Source organism: uncultured Methanobrevibacter sp., from assembly GCF_902771435.1.
GTDB lineage: Archaea > Methanobacteriota > Methanobacteria > Methanobacteriales > Methanobacteriaceae > Methanocatella.
This window is the reverse complement of record NZ_CACXXB010000023.1, coordinates 21,323-43,911: the sequence shown is the minus strand read 5'-3', so window position 1 is coordinate 43,911 and position 22,589 is coordinate 21,323. Positions and strand designations below refer to the sequence as shown.

The 22,589-nt window shown below is 36.0% G+C and carries 19 protein-coding genes and 1 pseudogene; 9 read left to right on the top strand and 11 right to left on the bottom strand.

What is annotated here, in order from left to right; genetic code table 11:
- The first annotated feature begins 42 nt into the window (after positions 1–42).
- A complete protein-coding gene (locus QZU83_RS07470; protein ID WP_295610928.1) occupies positions 43–501 on the top strand; it encodes a hypothetical protein in 459 nt (152 codons plus the stop codon).
- A gap of 65 nt (positions 502–566) precedes the next feature.
- Here QZU83_RS07470 and QZU83_RS07465 read toward each other — a convergent pair whose 3' ends face one another.
- The gene (locus tag QZU83_RS07465) at positions 567–1,895 is read right to left on the bottom strand and encodes an FAD/NAD(P)-binding oxidoreductase (protein WP_295610927.1); all 1,329 of its coding nucleotides are present in this window, start codon (positions 1,893–1,895) and stop codon (positions 567–569) included.
- Between the two features lie 84 nt (positions 1,896–1,979).
- Here QZU83_RS07465 and QZU83_RS07460 point away from each other — a divergent pair, with 84 nt between their 5' ends.
- Together QZU83_RS07460 and QZU83_RS07455 are read left to right on the top strand one after the other, a co-directional pair.
- Positions 1,980–3,470 carry a sodium-dependent transporter gene (locus QZU83_RS07460; RefSeq protein ID WP_295610925.1) on the top strand — a complete coding sequence of 497 codons (1,491 nt, stop codon included), beginning with the start codon at positions 1,980–1,982 and terminating at the stop codon, positions 3,468–3,470.
- A gap of 200 nt (positions 3,471–3,670) precedes the next feature.
- On the top strand, positions 3,671–3,973 hold the full coding sequence (locus QZU83_RS07455) for a hypothetical protein (protein ID WP_295610923.1): 303 nt from the start codon (positions 3,671–3,673) through the stop codon (positions 3,971–3,973).
- Positions 3,974–4,157: 184 nt separating this feature from the next.
- Here QZU83_RS07455 and QZU83_RS07450 read toward each other — a convergent pair whose 3' ends face one another.
- Positions 4,158–5,594 (bottom strand): DUF3100 domain-containing protein, encoded by a 1,437-nt coding sequence (locus QZU83_RS07450; protein ID WP_295610922.1) that lies wholly within the window; start codon positions 5,592–5,594, stop codon positions 4,158–4,160.
- A 274-nt stretch (positions 5,595–5,868) separates the two neighbouring features.
- Positions 5,869–6,411, bottom strand: a complete 543-nt coding sequence (locus QZU83_RS07445) for a ribonuclease H (protein ID WP_295610920.1) — start codon at positions 6,409–6,411, stop codon at positions 5,869–5,871.
- A 68-nt stretch (positions 6,412–6,479) separates the two neighbouring features.
- Between QZU83_RS07445 and QZU83_RS07440 the strand changes: the two genes are divergently transcribed.
- The 3 genes from QZU83_RS07440 (at position 6,480) to QZU83_RS07430 (ending at position 10,890) form a co-directional block, all read left to right on the top strand.
- Complete coding sequence (locus QZU83_RS07440; RefSeq protein ID WP_295610919.1) at positions 6,480–7,280, top strand: DUF169 domain-containing protein; 801 nt, start codon at positions 6,480–6,482, stop codon at positions 7,278–7,280.
- Between the two features lie 107 nt (positions 7,281–7,387).
- Positions 7,388–9,094, top strand: coding sequence for an ABC transporter ATP-binding protein (locus QZU83_RS07435; protein ID WP_295610917.1), 1,707 nt, complete (start codon positions 7,388–7,390; stop codon positions 9,092–9,094).
- Positions 9,091–10,890: an ABC transporter ATP-binding protein gene (locus tag QZU83_RS07430; protein ID WP_295610915.1), complete on the top strand. Its 1,800-nt coding sequence runs from the start codon at positions 9,091–9,093 to the stop codon at positions 10,888–10,890. The genes QZU83_RS07435 and QZU83_RS07430 overlap by 4 nt, the downstream gene beginning before the upstream one ends.
- A 25-nt stretch (positions 10,891–10,915) precedes the next feature.
- Here the strand turns inward: QZU83_RS07430 and QZU83_RS07425 are convergent, their stop codons facing one another.
- The gene (locus QZU83_RS07425; protein WP_295610914.1) at positions 10,916–11,656 is read right to left on the bottom strand and encodes a 3-oxoacyl-ACP reductase family protein; all 741 of its coding nucleotides are present in this window, start codon (positions 11,654–11,656) and stop codon (positions 10,916–10,918) included.
- A 107-nt stretch (positions 11,657–11,763) separates the two neighbouring features.
- Between QZU83_RS07425 and QZU83_RS07420 the strand changes: the two genes are divergently transcribed.
- From QZU83_RS07420 to QZU83_RS07410, 3 genes are all read left to right on the top strand, one after another.
- Positions 11,764–12,465, top strand: coding sequence for a hypothetical protein (locus QZU83_RS07420; RefSeq protein WP_295610912.1), 702 nt, complete (start codon positions 11,764–11,766; stop codon positions 12,463–12,465).
- An 86-nt stretch (positions 12,466–12,551) separates the two neighbouring features.
- Positions 12,552–13,124, top strand: coding sequence for a sugar O-acetyltransferase (locus QZU83_RS07415; RefSeq protein WP_295610911.1), 573 nt, complete (start codon positions 12,552–12,554; stop codon positions 13,122–13,124).
- A gap of 268 nt (positions 13,125–13,392) precedes the next feature.
- Positions 13,393–14,103: a thymidylate synthase gene (locus QZU83_RS07410; RefSeq protein WP_295610909.1), complete on the top strand. Its 711-nt coding sequence runs from the start codon at positions 13,393–13,395 to the stop codon at positions 14,101–14,103.
- A gap of 14 nt (positions 14,104–14,117) precedes the next feature.
- On the opposite strand, the gene QZU83_RS07405 is transcribed toward QZU83_RS07410, so the two are convergent.
- The 7 genes and pseudogenes from QZU83_RS07405 to mch form a co-directional block, all read right to left on the bottom strand.
- Complete coding sequence (locus tag QZU83_RS07405; protein WP_295610908.1) at positions 14,118–17,792, bottom strand: C1 family peptidase; 3,675 nt, start codon at positions 17,790–17,792, stop codon at positions 14,118–14,120.
- A 128-nt stretch (positions 17,793–17,920) separates the two neighbouring features.
- Entirely contained in the window at positions 17,921–18,901 is a 981-nt protein-coding gene (gene bsh, locus QZU83_RS07400) for a choloylglycine hydrolase (RefSeq protein WP_295610906.1), read from the bottom strand.
- A gap of 12 nt (positions 18,902–18,913) precedes the next feature.
- Positions 18,914–19,044: pseudogene (locus tag QZU83_RS07395) on the bottom strand (nicotinamide phosphoribosyltransferase domain-containing protein); the annotation flags it as partial.
- 110 nt (positions 19,045–19,154) lie between these two features.
- The gene (gene rbr / locus QZU83_RS07390; protein ID WP_295610903.1) at positions 19,155–19,700 is read right to left on the bottom strand and encodes a rubrerythrin; all 546 of its coding nucleotides are present in this window, start codon (positions 19,698–19,700) and stop codon (positions 19,155–19,157) included.
- Between the two features lie 92 nt (positions 19,701–19,792).
- Complete coding sequence (locus tag QZU83_RS07385; protein WP_295610901.1) at positions 19,793–20,281, bottom strand: rubrerythrin family protein; 489 nt, start codon at positions 20,279–20,281, stop codon at positions 19,793–19,795.
- A 198-nt stretch (positions 20,282–20,479) separates the two neighbouring features.
- Positions 20,480–21,310, bottom strand: a complete 831-nt coding sequence (locus QZU83_RS07380) for a DUF4013 domain-containing protein (protein WP_295610899.1) — start codon at positions 21,308–21,310, stop codon at positions 20,480–20,482.
- 144 nt (positions 21,311–21,454) lie between these two features.
- Complete coding sequence (gene mch / locus QZU83_RS07375) at positions 21,455–22,426, bottom strand: methenyltetrahydromethanopterin cyclohydrolase (protein ID WP_295610897.1); 972 nt, start codon at positions 22,424–22,426, stop codon at positions 21,455–21,457.
- Positions 22,427–22,589: the final 163 nt, after the last annotated feature.

Here is a 22,589-nt window from a genome sequence, read left to right as displayed (position 1 = left end):
TCGAATTCATTAATTTAAAAAAGACAAAAAAGGAGGTTTGAAATGAAACTTTGGAACCCTGCAGCATTCTTCATAAGCCTGATAATGAGTATGGTAATGGCAATAATATTCGGGATGTTTGTTCCGTCAGTTATGGGCCTTCAGGGACTTGAACCGGACCTGTGCCTGTATATGTGGCCATTGAGATGGGTGACCGCATACCTTTTAATCAACATCATTATCTATCCGATAGGATTCGGATTGGCGGAAAAGGTATTTCACTTCAATCCCGACAGGGACGGAATGGGTCTTTGGAATCCTGCAGCATTTTTCATAAGCCTGATGATGAGTTTCATCATGGCGGCAATATTCGGTTTGCCAATGGGACTGCCTGTGGATTTGCTATTCACAATGTGGCCTTTAAGATGGGTGACCGCATACCTTTTAATCAACATCATCGTCTATCCGATCGGATTCTGGCTTGCCAAGAAAGTGTTCGGATTTGACCCTATGGCAAATTGAAATTTTTGAAATAAGGTTTGGATTTTCCTTCCAACCTATTTTCATCGAATCTCTTAAATCTGAAATCATTCATCTAATTTTTTCATAAGCTCCAATGCAACCTGAACAATAGGATTTACAACCATTGCCAATGACGGAGTATAGGAAAATTCCTTTTGAATAAGCTCTTCACATTTCATGTTTCCGGTGATTATGAATGACAGGGCATCTATTCTTGATGAAAGGTCTCCGTTGGACAGCATTTGACAGCCCACAATGGTTCCGTCCAATTTACAAATCATCTTGATGTATAATCTATTGTTTTGAGGGTAGTATCTTGCCTTTTGGCAGGTTTCAATGCATTCGGACACAACAGGCATTCCTATCATGTTTGCAAAGGATTCTGTTATTCCTGAACATGCATAATTGTAATTTCCCACTTTGGAGACTACAGTATTGACAACCGGATCAAAAGTCATCTTATTGCCTGAGAGGTTATTTGCAAGAACCATAGCCTGGCGAACGGCAGTTGTTCCTGCGGGTGAAAGTGTTGGTGTGCCGGTTACATGGCTTTTCACTTCCACACAGTCCCCGATGGCATAAATGTCCTCGACGGTTGTTTGGAGGTATTCGTTTATCTTGACTGCTCCAAAATCTCCGATTTCACATCCGGCCTCACCAGCTAAAGATGTTGACGGCACTTTACTGCTCGGCAGTATGACAATGTCGGCAGATATTGTTTTGTCATTGTAGCGGATTTCCTTTCTGGAGCCGTTGGTTTTTATGCCCTCTACATTTGCATTTGTTTCGAAATTGACTCCTTCATTTAATTCCACAAGCTTGCCTGCGATTTCCCCATCCAAAAATAACGGCAGAATGCCAAATGACTGTTCCAGAAATGTTACGTTATAACCTTTCCTTGCCAATTCATAGGCGCTTTCAATACCTATGGAAAAATTAGAAATGAATACAATGTCCTTTTTGCCTTCAATAGACTCCTGGATAACCCTTCCGTCATCGATGTTGGCCAATGAGTAAATATTATCCATATCGTCAATGTCAAACTCAGGAGCAATAAGATCAGAGCCTGCGGCGATGACCAGTTTATCATAAGTCATTGTTTGTGAGTCTGAGTCCTTTTCAAATGTAATTTCCTTGTTGGCGGAATCCACACCGGTTACAGTGGTGGATAAATGAACCTGTATATCCCTATCACGGTAATAATCTGCATCATGCATTATTATATCATCAAATGACTCTATGCATCCGCCTAAAACCAATGGGATGGCACATGGAGAATATGCGATGTCTTTTCCTTTTGTAAAAATAATTATTTCACTTTCTTCATCATTGTTTCTTAAGTTGGATGCAAGGGTAAGTCCCGCAGCGCCCGCACCTATAATTACTGTACGCATTATATTTCACCTGTTATATTAATCAATAATGAATATATACTTTCAAGCATATAAATAATAATCAAGATTATTAGAGAGATAATTATGGCAAATGAAAACAAATGGGGAAGTAACCTTGCATTTATTCTTGCAATGATAGGATCAGCTGTCGGACTTGGAAATATATGGAGATACCCGTATGTGCTCTATTCAAATGGTGGTGGGGCATTTTACATTCCATATCTGGTTGCAATCATAACGTTGGCAATTCCATTTTTGATTTTAGAGTATGGAGTGGGATATAATTACCAGTCATCGTTTACAAAAGCAATTGTCAAGCTCAAACCTAAATTCGAACTATACGGATGGATGTTGCCTGTCAGCATATTTATACTGACAATCTATTATTCAACAATCATAGGATGGGACGGAATCTATCTGTTCTTGAGCTTTTTTAAGGGATGGGGAGCGGATCCAAATACCTTTTTAAATGTTAATCTGCTGCAGTCCACCAATTCATTGAGCGGTGTTTTTAATTTCATTCCATTTGTTGCCATTTTCATACTTCTCGGATGGTTTTTCATCTGGTTCATATCCCATAGAAACCTTGATGAAGGTTTGGGAAGAGTCTGTAAAATATTTGTACCATTATTATTTGTTGTTATGTTCATTATCGTCGTAGCTTCACTGACATTACCAGGAGCTAATATCGGCCTTGCGGAGTTATTCCATCCTGATTGGTCACTTTTAGGGCATTTCGACATATGGATGGCTGCATTCGGACAGGTCTTCTTTTCACTGAGTCTGGGAATGGGTGCAGGATTTACCTATGCAAGCTATACCGAAGACAACATAGACCTTATTTCATCAGGATTATATGTAATCATAGCTAACTGCGCTTTTGAAAACTTCACAGCATTGGGCGTTTTTTCAATACTTGGATACATGTCCCTTCAGTCAGGAACTCCAGTTTCCGAAATCATTTCACAGGGAACAACCCTGATTTTTGTAGCATATCCGCAAGTATTCAATATTCTGGGAACACTCGGTTTAATTTTAGGCCCATTGTTTTTCTTCACAGTATATGTTGCGGGAATTACCAGCATGCTGTCCACATTTGAAGTGCTTTCAATTGCCGTACAAAACAAATTCGCCCTATCAAGACGCAAGGTCACTACAATATTATGTTTGATTGGAGCTCTGGCTTCAATGGTCTATGCAACTTCAGCCGGAGGATACATACTTGAAATCGCAGATATTTTCATAAATAACATTTTCATTATAGTTTCAGTATTTGTAGAATGTATCCTATTTGCTTGGGTATTCAAAGCTGAAAAATTAATTGATTTTATGAACAGCAGAAGCAAAACATTCAAACTTGGAAAATGGTGGCTGTTACATGTCAAATATATCATTCCAATTCTGTTAGTTATAATCTGGTTTGGAGGAATGCATGAGCTACTTAAAATAAAAACCACAGAATCCGCGATGATTGTAACTGTGCTGGCTTTAATATTGATAATCGTATCATGGATATTCACACGGATGCCTGCCAAATCCCAAGACTGGTTTGAAACCGAAGAAAGAATCAAATGAACTCCCTTTAAGGGGATGTAAATCATTATGAGCTAATCAAAAATTATATTTATTAAAATATACATAAAACTGTGTATAAATGTATTAAATCTAGGATATATGGTATAAAACTAATTTAATATCAAGTAAATTGAACGATAGTTTTTCAATGGAAAAAAGATATATGCAAAATATTTAATGCAAATATTGGTGGAATAAACATGGCAAAAATGGAAATTGAATTAACAGATGAACAAATGGAAAAAGTTGAAATTTTAAAATCTAATGGACTTAGTGTTGGCCAAGCAATCGATCTTCTTTTTAAAGTCCAAAATGAAATTAAAACACAAGTTGAAGAAAATCACCCTGACGATGACATACTGGAAAAAATAGAAAACAGCGACTTCGATGTAAACATTAAAGCAGAAATAATGGAAAAGGCTGACTCTAAACCTGAAACATACGATGTGGCAATTGAAGAAACCAGACGTAAAGTAAAATGGTCTGAATTCTTTAAATTATAATTTATCTACTTTAAATTAAAAAATGATTTTAATAATCATTTATTTTCTATTTTTTAAAAATTTTAACTGAAATTAATTAGACATAATATATTTAGTCTAATTTCATCTGCTGGAAACTGAAATTTTCTAAAACAGATTTTGTAAATGTTTGAAAATAAAAAAAAGAAAAAGGAAAAAAGATTTCCTAAATCATACCTGTTAAAAACAGGGTTATATTTGCAATTGATGCTGAACCGAGGTAAGTTCCGGTAATTACAATTAAAGCAACAATAATTCCTTTCCATCCGATTCTTTTAAACTCTTCCCAATCTTTACCGATTGCAATACCAACATAACCAAGAAATGCAGTACAGATTGTGGTTAACTCTACCTGAGAAACGTAACGTGCCACAAAATCGGCAGTTGGAACCCCTGGAATAGACACAAGCAAACCAATTATACTGATAAAGATAATTGATTGAATATTGCCCGGACAAACCCTTTCAAGAGCCATTCCTATAAGTGTAATGACTGAAATGATAAGCATTCCAATAAAAGAATCAACAAATGAAGTATGATAACCTATGACATTTCCAACCGCTACAATGATTGAAAATGCTAAAAGCAATGCTGCCCATCTTTTAAGCTTTCCAAAACTTAATCCATCAGAATCCTCTTCATCATTCTCATCCATATCATCAGGAACATAGCCATCATCTTCAATGTTTGCATCTCCTCTACCTATTTTTGGAGATAACCATGCATACAATTTTTCTGCAATCGGCAAGGAAACAAACATACACATGTAAATACCTAAACAGAATGAAAGAATATTACTGCATCCTGCAAAAGCCTCCAATTGTGTAGCCATGGCCGGATGCATGTGCACCAACGGAACCAATGCTGCGGCATTCATACTTGCGCTTCCTATACCTGATGCCATTGCAAAGGCATACGGATGATATGGTATGAGTGAAACACACATACTTGATAAAAAGCTTATAAAAGGAGTACCAATAATAGATCCTATAACAAAAATAGCTAAAACCCCACGTGCTTCGGGAGATTTAAAACCATATTTATCAATAATAATACCTAAGTTCGGTTCACGACAAATGGAACTTGTCATACCAATAACTTCTCTTCTAAAACCTAAAAGCAAAGCGACAGGCAATGCTATAAGAGTACCTAAATCACCTAAAAGCTGTAAAATTAAAGCCGGACCTACCTGAAAAATAATTCCAATAGACTGACCGCTTGAAATAGCTAATTTGGAAATTAAAACCCCTATGAGTAAAACCATGACCCCCTCAGCCACTTTAGCCTGCTCATCATCTATGTATTTGAAAGGCTTTGCCAAATAAAGAATCAAACCCATAACCAAAGAATAAATTAAAGGCAGCAATAAAAAGCTGATGGTGTCTGTTATTTTAATCTCTATAACCCCAATGGACATTGAGATAATAACCAAAATCAATACAACAAAATTTAAGTTATATTCTCTCCATGGAGGTTTCCTTTTAATTGCCCTATCCGCTCGTCTCCTAAGTCTGTAACGTTTAAACCTGCGCTGTCTGTGCATATGTAGTTTATGTATCTGTTGCTCATGCATGTGCTCTTCAGTAATTTTTTGATCATGCATGTGCTTCGACTTATCGTCGGAAATAAAATCCCTCCTAAAATTTTAAAAATATCCCATCAAACATTCATTTAACAGTTCTCGTATCTTCTGAATAAACATGCAAAAAATACATTTTGCTAAACATATTCAAATACACTTTAATATATATTAATCAACCATATTAAAATATTACTGTTATTGAAAAGGCAAATATGGAAAATATCGATAAACAGCCCACTATCAGCCATAACATCAATATTATTTTGACAAATTACCCTCAAACATTCATTGAAAATCATTTAGTTCCAAGGAGAGGGTCCGGTTTGTTGTCATAACCGATTATCCTGCCAGTCTTTTTGGCATCAACTTTTGCTTCAACCGCCAATTCATCGGCTTCATTGTTCAGTGCATTATTGGAATGGCCTTTAACCTTAACGAACAGCAATTCACATCCTTTATCTTCAATATCCCCCATCAATTTCCAGATTGCCTTAATCAGTGTGAGGTTTTCAATAGGTTTTCCGTCTGATTTTCTCCATCCTCTCCTTTCCCAGCCTTTGGCCCACTGGGTGAATATTCCGATGCAGTATCCGCTGTCAGTATATATTTCTATTTTGTCCCCATCTTTGCAGTTGTCAAGAAAATCCCTCATGGAAGCGTATATTGCATACAGTTCCATTTCATTATTGGTTGTTTTTGCACAGCCTCCACTTTGAACGGAATGTCTTTCACCATTGAGACACATGATGAATGCCCATCCACCTTCTTTTCTTAGATATTTGCCGTTTTTATTGACCATTGTGGCTGCACCGTCAGTAAAATAAGAATAGATATCCATAATAATCTCTCCTAATTAATTAATATTTATATATCTTCATCTTTAAAAATCATATTGAGGTAGTTACTATGCAAAGTTTAATCGCAAAAGAATTGGACATGAAATTTCCACCAATCGTTTTATTAAAGACAGACACCAAACCAGAAGATGCAATCGGTCCAAAAACAGAAAAGGGTGGATGTGTAATGAGTTTTGTTGCACAGACAATAGCCAAAAGAAAAACAACATATTTTGGCCGTGAACACATTACCTGTGGCGGAATCTCCGTAGGTTTCGGATGGGGATCAGGCATGGCTAATGAGGATGCAATTGATTTCCAGGCAACATTCCTGTCACTGGGCGTTGATTCAGCCCCAAATAGAGAGGAATATGAAAAGAGACTTGAAAGCATGGCAAAGCCAACCCGTGAAATGTTCAGGCACGGTGAGCGAATATACTGTGATTTTGATACTGCAAAGGCAGGAATCAAATCAAGGCCTGTATATGATGAGGGAGAATATGTGATTTTTAAGGGTCTTGAAAACCTTGAAGATGGTGAAATTCCAAAATCAGTCATTTTTACAGTCAATCCTATTGAACTGACCGCATTGATACAGATAAATTCATCATTCAGGGACAACAGCGCATCACTGCTAACCCCACAGGCATCAGCATGTCAGGCAATTGGAAACTTCACATTCAGGGAAAGCGAAAGTGATGATCCCAAACCTGTTTTAAGCCCAATTGACTTTGCAGGACGTTCCAAAATGAAACACTTCATTCCAAATGACTATCTGGTCGTCTCAATGCCTTGGGAACTCTTTTTAAAACTTGAAAAAGTCGGCGAAAACAGTGTTCTGCAAACCGATTTGTGGAAGAAATTCAAGTAATCCGGAAAAATTTTCAGATGTCCGATTCCCTCGGACATTTGAACAAAACATCAACAACACCACAGAATATGTAACTTTTAATAATTCAAAAACACAAACATTAACCAATGATAAAATTAATCGCACCACTGAAAAATAAGATTGGATATATCTTTGCAATATTCCTTTTTTTGGCCGTGCAGGTTTACTGTGACTTGACATTGCCCCAATACACTGCAGATATTGTGAATATAGGTATCCAGAATACTGATTTTAACTTTATCATATCCGTTGGAGAGATGATGCTTTTGATGGTGGCGATTTCCGCCTTTGCAACTGTAGGCGTTTCTTATTTTTCAAGCAGAGTATCATCCGGTTATGCAAAAGACCTGAGAAAAATCGTTTATGCGAAGGTGCTTAAGTTCTCAAACCATGAACTGAACAAAATTTCAAGGTCATCCCTGATTACCAGGTCAACCAATGACATCAATCAGCTTCAGAGCGTTCTTGGAATGATTTTTACAACACTCCTGTTTGCGCCAATGCTGGGTATTGGAAGTATCATAAAAGCCTTTGAGCTTGGAACCGACCTGTCATGGATTATTGCAGTCACATTCGTGGCGGTCATCATTCTTATGGTGATTGTCATGTTTAAAGTCCTTCCATACTTTAAGATCACTCAGGAAATCATCGACAAGATCAATAAGATTTCAAGGGAAATACTCATCGGAATACCGGTCATTAAAGCATTTGTAAGACAGGATTATGAACGGGACAAGTTCAATAAGTCCAATAAGAACCTTTATGACGTTAACCTTTATGTATTTAAAATAATTCTCATAATGCTTCCGCTAATGACACTGATTATGAATGTGATGGTTGTTGTAATCCTATACTTCGGAGCCTATGACGCACTGAACGGCTCAATCCTAACCGGAGACATCATTGCATTTATCCAGTATGCAACCCAGATTGTCACATCATTTTTGATGATCGGGGCATTCTTCATAATACTTCCAAGAATTCTTGTTTCAGGACGCCGTATAAATGAAGTCCTAACAACAGAAATTACAATAACAGACGGCGAATTGACCGAAATCAGTCCAAATTCAACAATCAAGTTCAAAAACGTCTGCTACCAGTATCCAGGCAGTGAAAAGGAAACTCTAAAAAACATCAATTTCAGCCTGAAGCCAGGTAAAACCACTGCCATCATTGGCGGAACCGGAAGCGGGAAAACAACAATCCTCAATCTTATTCCAAGGCTTCAGGACCCGACCTCCGGTGAAATCCTAATTGATGATGTAAACATTAAAAACTTCAACTTAAAGACATTGAGGGATAAAATAAGCTTCACACCCCAAAAGGCAATACTGTTTCAGGGAACAGTCGAATCAAACCTGAAAACAGGAAAAAATGATGCCACAGAAGATGAAATCAATAATGCTTTGAATATGGCTCAGGTAGATTTCGTTGAAAACCTTGCCGAAGAGGTAACCCAGGGAGGCTCAAACTTTTCAGGCGGTCAAAAGCAGCGTCTTTCAATAGCCAGGTCAATCATAGGACATCATGATTTCTATCTGTTTGATGACTGCTTTTCAGCTCTTGACATGAACACCGAGCGCAAAATTAAAGATAATCTGAAAAGCCTGAGAACCTCATCAGTCCTTATTGTCTCACAGAGAATTTCAACAATCATGGACGCTGATGAAATCCTCGTAATCGACAATGGAGAGATTGTTGATAGGGGAACACATGAAAGTCTGGTTGAAAACTGTGAAATCTACAGGGAAATAGCAAACACCCAAATCGACAGCATGGAGGCGATGTTATGAGTCCGAGACCAATAAGGCGAAAACCTCCAGAAAAGCCTGTCGACAACAGAAGGGCAATCAGAAATATCCTGTCCCTCCTGAAGGACCATAAATACGGATTAGTCATAACCGTAATCTGTGCAGTCCTTTCAACGGCATTTACAATCATTGCCCCATTGATGATTGGTCAGGCAACAACAATAATCTATGACGGAATCAACAATCTCATACACCATACCGGTTCGATTGATTTTGCAAGCCTGTATAATATTCTAATAATAGTAGTTATTCTATACCTAGTCAGTTCCCTGTTTTCATATGTTCAAAGCTATTTACTGATAAAAATAGCTGCAAAAATCAGTTATGATTTGAGAAAAAGACTGATGGATAAAATTTTAAGCCTTCCAATGGACAAGGTTGAAGAAAACAAAAGGGGAGACATACTTTCCAGAATTACAAACGATATCGACTCACTGCAGAACGGTATCACCCAGTCATTCATACAGCTGACAACTGCCGTGATTACTCTTGTCGGAGTATTCATAATGATGCTGTCCATCAACATTTGGATGACCTTGGCAACAATTGTTCTGATTCCTATTGCATTTTTAGTAATCAGAGTAATTACAAAATACTCACAAAGCTATTTCCTGAAGCAGCTGGTTCATAAAGGTTCACTGAATGCTCAAATTGAAGAGACATTCACAGGCCATGACATCATACGTGCATTCAACCAGGAAGACATTTCAATGGAGAAATTTGAAGAGGACAATGAAAAGTGGTTTGACCAAGAATGGAAATCACAGTTCTACTCCAGCCTGAACGGTCCTCTGATGAACTTCATTTCCAATTTTGCATATGTTCTGATAGCCGTTTTGGGAGCAATATTCGTGCTTCAAAAGGCCATTACCGTTGGAGACATACTTGCTTTCTTCCAGTATGTGCAGAATTTCACAAGACCAATCCAGCAGATTACAAGAGTCATGAACCAGATTCAAACCGCAATGGCCGCAAGCGAGCGCATATTCGAATTTTTGGAATATGATGATGAGGCAAATCCATCAGACAAACAGCTTCCTGAAATCAAGGACAACATAACCTTTGAGAATGTGAGCTTCGGATACACACCTGATGAGCTCATAATCAAAAATCTTTCATTCAGCGTCAAAAAGGGTGAAACCGTAGCTATTGTAGGTGAGACAGGAGCCGGAAAAACAACAATCGTCAAACTGCTCATGAGATTCTATGATATCGATTCAGGATCAATTAAAATCGACGGCGTTGACATCAAGGAATATGACAAGCATTCCCTCAGGTCACTGGTTGGAATGGTGCTTCAGGATTCCTGGCTGTTTTCAGACACCATCGAAAGCAATATCCGCTACGGCAATCTTGATGCTTCACAAAACGACGTTATTGATGCATCAAGGCAGGTTTATGCAGACAATTTCATAAGGCAGCTTCCTGAAGGTTATGAAACCGAATTAAATGAGGATTCCGACAACATTTCACACGGACAGAAGCAATTGCTGACAATAGCTAGAACCATCATTTCAACAAAAGAGATATTGATTCTTGATGAAGCGACCTCAAGCGTTGATACAAGAACTGAAAAGCTTATTCAAAAGGCCATGGATAAGCTGATGGAAAACAAAACAAGTTTTATTATTGCTCACAGGTTATCCACCATTAAAAATGCGGATAAGATTATTGTAATTGAAAAAGGAGAGATAATCGAGCAGGGAAATCATGAAGAGCTTTTGGCCAAAAAAGGATATTACTACAACACCCTAAATGCCCAATCAAAAAAAATGTAAAAAAAATAAGGTTAAAAGATTAACCCTATTGTAATACAAATCCACCGTTAGGTGAGATTACCTGACCTGTCAGGTAGTCAGCAGTTAAGATGTATTCTAAAGCGCCTGCAATTTCTTTTGGCTCACCGATGTATCCGAGTGGAATTGTTCCGGCAAGTGCATTCAATTCATCCTGATTTACTCCTTTTAACATGTCAGTCATGATCATTCCAGGAGCGATTGAGTTAACTCTTACTTTTCTTGGAGCAAATTCTAAAGCAAGTGCACGGCATAATCCGATTACACCTGTTTTTGCAGCACAGTAGTCTGCCTGGTTGATTACACCGGTTAAACCACCGACGGATGCAGTGCATACAATTGCAGTATCGCGGTCCACCATGTAAGGCAAGGCCAGGTGGCACATGTGCATCATACTTACAAGGTTTGTGTTGATTACTCTTTCATAGTCTTCAGGCTGCAAGTCAATGAAGTTACAGTTGTTGGTGATTCCTGCGTTGTTAACAAGTGCATCGATTTCTTCACCGAATGCTTCTACAGCTGCGTTTACCAATTTTTCACAGTCTTCAAATTTACTTACGTCTGCCTGTACAGCAATAGCTTCCACACCATATTCTGATTTAAGTTCTTCAACTAAATCTTCGGTTAATTTTTTAGATGAGTCGCTTCTGTAGTTGATAGCTACATTGTATCCGAGTTCGCCTAATTTCAAAGTCATTGCTTTACCTAATCCTCTGGATCCACCAGTAATTATTGCATTTTTTGCCATTTTTTATCACCTGTATTTTTGTAATTATAAATATATCTTTAATATTTAATAAATTTTGACAAAAAAATATTATATATTAAATATAAATATCATATAAAGGTGAAAATTTGGAAAAGAATAACAAAATCGCAATAATTGTTGTCATTTTAATAGTTATTGCAGGATTAATCTATATTTGGCCGATGATGACTGTGCAGATTCCAATTAACACTACTATGCTTGGGGATACTGACACCGGAACTGTTGTAAAAAATGTTTACGGCAATGCAAGCGCAAATAACTCAATAGCTTTAATCACCGGAATCCATCCGAGGGAAACGCTGTCAATTGATCCTGAAATCAAAGCTGCAAAAGAATATGTAAGGGACCATCCTGACGTTAAAATTATCCATTATGATGTCAGAGTAACCAAAGACCCGGAAGATTATGAAAACGGACGCTACAATGGAGAACATCTTGTTCAGGATTACGTGAATGATGATGTTGCCTCTTCAGATGCGGACTGTGTTATAATCAGCCATTCCCACATTGAAAGTTATGGTGAAGGATTTTACGTTGCCACACCTGCAATGGACAATGATTCTGTTGAAATTTCTGAAAAAATCCAGAAAACCAGTGATTTCAATTATTATCCGAGAACAGGCAACGAAACATATAAATCAACATCCGCCCAACTGGTTTCAATTCCAATAGCCCAGTCAGGTCATCCTACCTTTGTATATGAGATACCTGAAGACATTACAGAATGGGATTCAACCAACAAGGCCAAAGAACTGTTTGACATGATGGTGGAATTTGCCTGCAACTAGCCGCCATCCCCAATTTACTTTTTTTAGCAATGCCAATTTTACAGACCACATCAATTTTATAAGATAATTCAAACAAATATCAGAATATGGATTTGAAAGAATTTTTAGATTATGTAAATAGTGGAAGGGAAGTTGAAAGTCCCTCTGAAGTTCAGGAAATGTTTGATAAACTGCTTCTTGAAGCTATTAGAATCAAAAGCAAGTTAAACTGTGAATATCATACTGAAGATGAAATCAGAAAAATATTTGCAGAGCTTACATCACAGCCGGTTAATGAAACTTTAAGACTGGTTCCTCCGTTCCACACTGACTGTGGAAAAAACATCAATGTTGGTGAAAATGTATTCATAAATTCAAACTGCACAATGCAGGACCAGGGCGGAATTTTTATTGGAGACAACGTTTTGATAGGACATAACGCATGCCTTCTTACACTCAACCATAACGAAGATCCCCAAAAAAGGGCCAACCTGCTTCCTTCACCGATTAAAATTGGAAATGGTGCATGGTTAGGTACAAATGTCACCGTGCTTCCGGGAGTTACAATCGGAGACGGTGCCATTATTGCCGCAGGTGCAGTCGTTACAAAGGATGTTGAGGCAAACACCATTGTTGCCGGAATTCCTGCAAAAGTTGTAAGAAAGGTCAATGAAAAATAGATACATCAACGCTACAACATTAAGCATGCAAATAATTAAAAGTATGATTAATTAAAATTATAGCTAATGTAAAAACACTTAAAATATTAACAGTTAAAATTAATTTAGTCAAGTCAATCATTAATCTCAGATGAATTAAGACATGCCATCTACATCGAAACACTAAAGTATTTGAATTTTAACTGAAAAACAGGCACCGCAAAAAAATTCTAAAAAATTATATATAATCTACAACATATCTATAACTAATTTAAAAGGGATGTTTTATATGTTAAGTATTACTCAATGTTACCTAGATTTTGTTGATAAAATCTTAAAACAAGGAAAAGAAACCTATAAGGACTCAAATCATCATTTACTTGAAAGTTTAGGGAACTTCTATATAATAGATGACCCTCTTGATTTGAAATTCAGAGCAAAATATCAGAATTATACCACAGACATGATGCTTTCAGACATTAAGTCAGGAAAATTCGACCTTGAAAACTGTCCAATCAAAAGCGATGCACTATACCAATATGTGCAGTCCGTGGAAGATCCTGAAATTATTGATAACACTCAAGGATTTGTTTACACCTATCCTAACCGTATTTTTGCACATTTTGATGTTGACCAATTTGAAACAATGAAAAAAAGGATTTTGAATGCTACAGGATCAAACCGTGCGGTAGCAGTAACAATAAATCCGGTTGAAGATGCTGAAGAAGAGGACATACCATGCCTTCAATTCCTGCAATGCCTTGTCCGTGACAATGAACTGACAATCCACTGTATCTTTAGAAGCAATGACATCTTCGGAGCATTCTACTCAAACATGTTTTTCATAGCATATCTCGGTTTGAAAATGAAAGAGGAAGTCAACAAGGAAATAGTTGGCGAAAAAATAAATTTCGGCGGAGTGCACTACCACTCAACCTCAGGCCACATTTACAATACCGACATTAAAGCAGCCCGTAACTTAATCAAGGCAAATAAATAAGGTTCATTTCAACCTTATTTTACTGTTATTTTTTTAGATATCTTAGCGCTTCCGTAAGTAGCTGTTATTGTGAACTTACCTACTTTTGAATTGACTTTTATTTTGAAGACGGCTATTCCTTTTGAACTGGTTTTAGCCTTGTATGTTTTTCCTTTGAATTTTACCTTGACGTATTTGCCTTTTAAGATTTTACCCTTATTATTGAGCAATTTGACAGTGTATGTGAATGTTTTAGATCTCTTGACTGTTTTATCCTTAAGAATTAAAGTAGGTTTGACAGTGATCTTATTTGAAACTTTATATCCTTTGTAAGTGGCTGTTATCGTATATGTTTTTGGAGCGAAGGTATTGTCAATTTTAAATGAGGCATAACCGTCAGAATTGGTGGTTCTTGAATATTTTTTGCCGTTGATCTTAAATTTGACAACCACACCGGCCGCAACATTTCCGTTATCGTCAAACACCCTTACCTTATAGCTTAATCCTTTACCGAAATACATTGTGAAAGATTTATTTTCAGCAATTCTTGCAACAACATCAATGGTTTGATTTTTAACCTCACCTGTGAGAGGATTTGTAACAGTAATCTGATAGGAACCCGGATTCAAATCAATAGTATAAACCATGTTGCCGTTTTCATCCGTAGGAAGCGTACTTTCATTGCCATTAACAGTTACATTTGCCTGTTTATTTGCCAACGGTTGACCGTTACTGTCAACTAAATTTACAGAATATAATGAATTTAATGTGTATACCTCGTTTGTCGGCAGGGTTATAGTAGATTTGACCGTAATGCTTTTTTCCAAACCAATATTCTGATTTTGAGACAAATCATTGAAACCTATTCTTATTTTGTAGTTTCCAACAGGCAGATTAAGTTTGATTTTGGCTAATCCATTTTTATCAGTCTTAACAACATAATCTTTATTGTCTACATTAAATTTAATTTCCTTATTAGAAACAGGCTTATTATTTTCATCAACCAAGTTAGCCATATAATAACAACTTCCAAAGTAACTGGTGAAATCATTAGCCTTTATACTGACACCAATAGGATCAACTATAGTGTTTGATGTTGAAGTGGAATAACCTTCCCCACTAAAAGTAGCTTTTACGGCATTATTGCCAGTGTATGAAAATGCATAAGTGAATCTGGCAACACCATCATTTAAATTTACCTTAATGTTTCTGCCTTCCACATTAAAAGTGACAACACCTGTTTTGACTAAGATTCCATATTGGGTCAATACTTTGGCATTAATCTCAACAGGATTGAATGAATCTGTAATTTCCAAAACAAGATTTGTGTTGATTTTATTTAAAACTGTAAACGCTTTAATACAAGCAACTTGGGAGTTATAGGTATGGTCAGGATAAGTCCATTTTAAATCATAGAAATCAACCCAATTTTTACCGTCATAACTAACAAATGAAATACCTTCCTTATACATTTCACTATTAAGTGAAACACTTTCGGAAATCGGAACTCCACAGTCCCCGTTAACTTTAATCTTAAATACAATTTCAAAGATATCTCCAGTTTTGAGAGGAACCACTGAATTCAAATCAATTGTCTTGTAACTTGGATTTGCAAATCCAGATTGGGTGAGTTTTAAGGCATTGTTTACATAAACAGACAAGTCCCAATTAGTGTCCTTTTCAAAGTATGTGGATACTGCGGCCAGATATTCATTGCCGGTTGCAGTGAATTTGTTTTTATACCAAACCACATTTGTATGATTGAAAAAGTAATCGGTTCTTCCCGGAATATCATACTGGTAATTCTTGTCATATTTTATGGTATCATTTAAAACGAATGCATAGGAGACGTATTTTCCAGGCTGTGCCAATTTAACGTCATAATATGAAACGTAGAAATAACCCTTATCTCCTGAAAGTCCCCAGCTATTTTTAATTATCCATGCACCGTTGCCTGCAGGTTTGTTTTTAAAATTTGATGCAGCATAATTGTCATCCCAACCGACAATGACCACTGCATGATTTGCGCTTGAATTTCCATTGAAATAGTAGTTTTTAGTATTGTGAATATAGCTAGATGACCAATAAACACTTGTTGAAACAGCACCATAATCCATTATGGCCTTTTTAATAGCATTATTGTCGGTATAACTGTTTCTTGTCAAAAATATGATGTTTTGAATATGATTATTGGCATTCAATAAAGGAGATAAAAGTGAATTCGGATTATATTCGTCTACACTTTCATTTACCGGTCCCAGCCAGGCGGTAAGATAACCCATGGCCATCTTGTCATAACCTCCAACATTGGTATCCATTGCCCATCCATATGAAGAGTATTTGGAAGCTATATTTTTCATGTTTTCTTCAGACAGGTCATATGATGTGCCTGTGGCTTTTAAAATAGCTGATTCCAAAGCGGCCAAAGCTGAAAAAGACCAGCAATTTCCACCGCTACCCTGATTTTTCACAGAAGTTACAAAACCGTAATCCCTTAAATCATACTTTTGAGGCAAATTACCAACATATGACGGATTATAATGCAATAACTCATAATCATTGGAACCGACATTTAAATTAGGATTGATGTTTTGGTAAACATCCTTGTAATATTGAGCTTTATTATTTTTAAAGGTGTTGTTTAACTTTTGATCAACAATATCATAATATGATTCGCTTAAAACGGAAAATACTGCTCCAGCAGTTGAAGAAGCTATGTTATCTACAAAATAATTTGAATTTATATTGAAATCCTCTACCATGTCGACATATAATGCTCCACCATTCAAAGCGGAGTTACTTTCAAATTTTGAATTCAGTAATTCGAAGCTGGTATACATTTTATAAACGGCACCGCCGTAATATTTCGCCAGGTTATTTTTAGCTATAATATTATTTAAATTTAAATCAGATGACAGGGAAGTTATTGCACCGCCGAAAATTGCAGAACAGTTAATAAATTCAAGCTTATTTCCATTCAGTTTTGAATCTTTTAGATATATTGCTCCGCCTGCATCATTTATTGCCTGATTGCTGATGAATCTGGAATTTGAAATGGTTACCTCAACATTCTCACAGGCAATGGCACCGCCATAATAATCAGCATGATTGTTGATGAATAATGAATTTTTAATATTCAGCTTTCCGGATTTCATTTTAATGGTTCCGCCATACTGTGCGGAATTTTGGGAAAATGTACAGTTGTCCAAAACAACATTAGACGGACCGGAAGATGAATAGATTACACTATTTGAACCGGAGGAATTTAAAAATATTGTATTTATAGCAGTCAGATTAGCATTTGGACTAACATTTACACGTAAATCTACCAATGACACATCTTTTAAGGTTATTGATCCTCTAGAAGTTAAACCGACTAGATCGGAATATTTTATAACAGTTTTTGTAGGATTTTCACCTAGAATATACAGATTGGCATAGCTACTACTGCCTTTAAGGGTATATTCACCATTAGCCAGATGAACAACTGAACCTTCCGGAATCCTGTTTGTATCAAATTCCTTATACGGATTATTGATTGAACCGTCTCCGGTGTCATTTTCAATGTTTGCATCGAAATAATAGTCTTTGCCGATTATAGTATCATTGTGAACTCCAATAGCTGTATCATTGTCAACTGCAAAGGTTGGAGCCATTGCAATGATTAAACAGAATATTGAAAATATCATTACAAGTTTAATTTTTTTCAAACTGCTGCCTCCGATTTAACAAATTAAACACTAGAATTTGTTAAAATGTATAGATTACCTTTATTTATAATTCTTATATTATAAATATTCTATGTTTTGTAGAGGAAAAAAAAGTAAAAAAAAAGTGTTTAATTAATGAAATTAACCTGCTCTTCATTAATTAAATCATAATTGATTAAAATTTCAGAATCCAAATCCTCACCATTTAAGTTAACTGCAGTGATTTGAGAATTGTTGTATGTTCTGTAATATAGGATTCCCTTTTCAGTGCTATAACAGGAAGTGTAGATGGTGTATTCGAATAGATTAGGATCATCAATGAATGTACAGCCGTTCTGCTGCTCAACAGATCCCAAAATATGGAAAAACTGACTGACACTGCTTGCTTCATCACTGCCGGAATATGAATTTGCGCGTGTGAAAGCCACCTTTGCAAATCTTGAAGATGATGACAAATCTCCCGGAAGCCCAATACCTCCCATTCCTCTTGAATATTCATCCAAATCAATGCCGTTAGCAAATGTGTTTTCAGGATTTTTATTGGATAAATTTCTGTAATTATTTAAAGTGAACAGCTGTTTATCAAATGGAGGATTGTTTGTTAAAACTCCTACTGGATTGTCATAGATTCTTAAACCGTCTTCAAGAGGTTCGACAACAATTGCTTCACCGCTGTTATCTGACAGCATCCAGTGAAGAGGAGATAACGGCAGTTCATCTGCAAAGTTAATGTTAACCAGATTAATTTCACCCAGCAATTTACGGGCTTCAGATACTGAAGATGCACTTCCGAGTATATATGGAATAAATTCAAATGGAGTGATATTGATCATTCCTTCCTCATATTCCCTGTAGACCGCATTTCCTTGAAAGTTAAGTCCGGCCATAGCCAATCCTTTTTCATTGCATGCATCATAATACAGCGGATATCCGTCAATGCCTGCAGCTATTCCAATAATAGCATAATGGGTTTTGATATCATCAATCTTTCTGTATTTAAACTCATAATTTCTTGGTGTTATTGTAACCCTTTCATGATAGGAAATCTCATAGTCAAAGTTACGGCCAAAATAATGGTTTTCAGTTATATAATTACTTGCAGTACACATATTATCACCTTAAAAAATTGTTTTGTTAAACTCAGCGCCTATCTCTTTCAAGGATGAATAAATCTTTTCACTACCTTTTGGATAGAAATAGTGGTGAGTTACCTTGTAACTAACATCAGTAAACAAATGTTATTTTCAATCATGATACTTACTATTATATTAGTAAATCGGCATTAATATAGATTTGAGTAATGTGGTAAACGGTTGAATTTTAAAAATAAAATTTAAAAAAAAGAAAAATAGAAAAGAAGATTTAGATATAACTAGTATCTTGTTTTCTAAAGTGTGCCTGTGGGTGATCGCATAACGGACATACTTCAGGAGCGTCGGTTCCGTAATGGATGTATCCGCAGTTGTTACATTTCCATGCGATTTCTTCATCTTTTTTGAACACTTTACCTGCATTAATTTTGTCGGTTAATGCGTTGTATCTGTCTTCGTGTGCTTTTTCGGTTGCACCTGCAGCATCAAATAAATCTGCAATATCATCGAAACCTTCTTCGCGTGCGGTTTCTGCAAATCCTTTGTACATTGAAGTCCATTCTTCATGTTCTCCGGCTGCTGCATCTGCGAGATTGGTTAAGGTGTCAGGTACTTTTCCGCCGTTCAATAATTTGAACCAGATTTTTGCATGTTCTTTTTCATTGTCAGATGATTCTTGGAAAATGTCTTTGATTTCAACATAACCATCTTTTTTAGCTTGAGAAGCATAAAATTCGTATTTTACACGTGCCTGTGATTCACCGGCAAGTGCTGCTTTTAAATTTTCTTCTGTTTTTGTTCCTTTTAAGTCTGCCATAATATCAAACCTCAAATAAATATATTTTAAAAGACTATTTAAATATTTGGTGATTAGTTAGTAACTAAAAAAAATAAAAAAAGGAAGAGAGCTTATTTAAAGTTGGTAGCTCTTTCTTCGAAATGTGCTTTAGGAAGTCCACATACAGGACATTTTTCAGGTGCGTTAGGACCTGAGAAAACAAATCCGCAGTTTTCACATTTCCATTCAATGTCAGCTTCTTTGTTGAATACAGCGTCGTTTTCAACATTTGCGAGTAAAGTTCTGTATCTTTCTTCGTGTTCTTTTTCGATTGCTCCTACTTTTTCAAATAAGAATGCAATCATTGGGAAACCTTCTTCTTTAGCGGTTTCTGCGAATTCTTTGTACATTGAAGTCCATTCTTCATTTTCACCGTCTGCTGCAGCGTTGAGGTTAGCTATTGTGTCTGGAATTGTTTCCATGAAAATATCGTGGATTTGAACGTAACCTTCTTCTTTTGCTTTTGCAGCAAAGTATTGGTATTTAGTATGTGCTTGGGACTCACCAGCAAAAGCTGCTTGTAAGTTTGCTTCAGTTTTTGTACCTTTTAAATCTGCCATTTTATACATCTCCATTATTAATAATTGAAGTATTTATTCTATATAGAATACTAATAGTATGTTTATTATCATTTAAAAGTTTATTGAAAATATTAAGAAAATGAGTCATAACATCAGTTTGCAAAAATATTGCAACACCAATTAAAAAAGATCAACTTGAAGATAATTAAAAAAAAATAAAAAAAGAAAAGGTTAAAATTAAGCTATATCGGAATATAACAATCCTGTCGCTCTTGAAGCGAAGAATGTTAAATATGGAGTCACAATAAGAGAAATGATACTGATTCCAGATATGTAATAATTGAGTCCAGATATAACTGAATTAATAACTGCAATTATAATGAATATTAAAAATACAACTGCAATAACTTTTCCCCAACCGATTCTTCCAATGTCCTTAAATGCTTCAGGAATGTTTAAAGCATCCCCAATATTACCTGTGTTAGCAAGTCTTGCTTCGGCCATTGTTTCAATGAATAAGAAAATCAAGAAGACAACTGCAGCAATAATCGCTGTAATACTAAAAGCAGTTAAAAAACTGGTCATTGTAGCCTGAGGAACAACATTACTTGCAACTACAGTAGAATTGGCCTGAGCTTGTACAGATGCATTCACTGTTTTGGAAATGACTTCTGCAGCCAATCCGAACAGGTTTGTTGCAGCTCCTATAATTAAAACAATGATTGCAGGGATGATAAAGTAAACAATATTTACAACCAGATATTTGACACCGGTGATAAGGTTTTCCTTCCATATGAATTCAGGGAGGTCTTCATCACCATCAATTCCGGATTTAACAATGGATATCAGATATCCGCTGAGTATAAAACTTACAACTAATGCACCGATGAATAAGATAACGCCAATTACTGCAAAAACGGCATTTTCTGATACTCCCAGTGCAAATAATACTAATCCTAAAATAAACAAAATTCCAATAGCAAATGAAAGTGCAATATATATTGCCAGTTTAGCCAAGTCATTTGAAGGATAAACCATCGCTTCTTTAATAATATCAATAATTTCCATGTCTTTCACCTATAAACTCTTTAAATATGAGCAATATAATATTTACTTGTTAATAATATTTAAAGATTATTGAAAAACAATTCAAATTATAATTCATGCGAAATAAATTAAAAGAAAAAAAGAAAAAAAGAGTGATGAATAAAATTATTCATCTACGCCAAAGGATTTTTTAAGCAATTCAGCGTTTACAAATCCTTCTTTATACATTTTACCGGTTGTTAAATCATTGATGACAACTTCTGCAGGAGCGAACATTCCTTTATCAATTTGATAGAAGTCGAAACCTGCATCTTTGAATACATCGAAGAATGGTTTTCCATATCCGTCAGCAGCGGAAGATGGTAATTGAGCAGCTACTTCAGCAATGTCATCGCCTTCTTCAGATTCAACATAGTAGTAAGTTCTTCCACCGAACAATACGGCATCGTTGGTTTTACCCATTGCCTTAAGGCCGTCTGGGTCAACAGGTGCGATTGGTGCAATACCTGCTGCATGTTTTACTTTGGTTACGTCGAATTTGATGAATTCCAACATTTTATATGTTCCGTTTTCAACAACTCTTCCTGCAATTTGAATAGATCCGACTAAGGAAGAAGTAGGAGCTACAAGCAAGTAGACATTTTTAACATCTACACTACATTCTTCAGCAATGTATTCTGCAACATCTTCACCAGGCAATACATCAGCTTCCAAAGTTAAGATTGCTAAATCAGCATCTTTGTCGTCATATCCAATTTCTTCATAGGTTTCTGCCGGTTTTAATGAAATAGCTCTAGCAGGACCGGAACCTAATGCAAAGAAGTCACCTACAGATACAGACCATCCTGCTTTTTGGGAACCTAAGGTTGAAATGGAAGGTGAGTCTGTTTTAATCTTTACTGAAGGGAGTGCGAATTTTTCAGACAAATCTCCAGGAATTGAAATTCCTACATCTGCTAGTCCACCAAGACAAACTTTAGTATAAAGTTCTCCTGCTTTGAAACTTCCATCTACATTAACACCACAGTCAATAACAGTAGCACCATTGCCTAAAGTTTCTACAGCGATGTTTAATTCATCTGCTTTTTCAATCATTACATCTACGGTTTTTTTAGCTTCTACGTTTACACTTACCATAGTTTAACCTCTATAAAATTAACTTATAACATTTAAGTTATTGAGTAAAAATTTATATTTATTCTTATTTATATTTGCCTAAATGAATTGGAAAAAAATAGCCTTGAAAACAGCAAATAACTTTGAAAAAAAGGCATATAATTTCAACATTACATTATCTGAA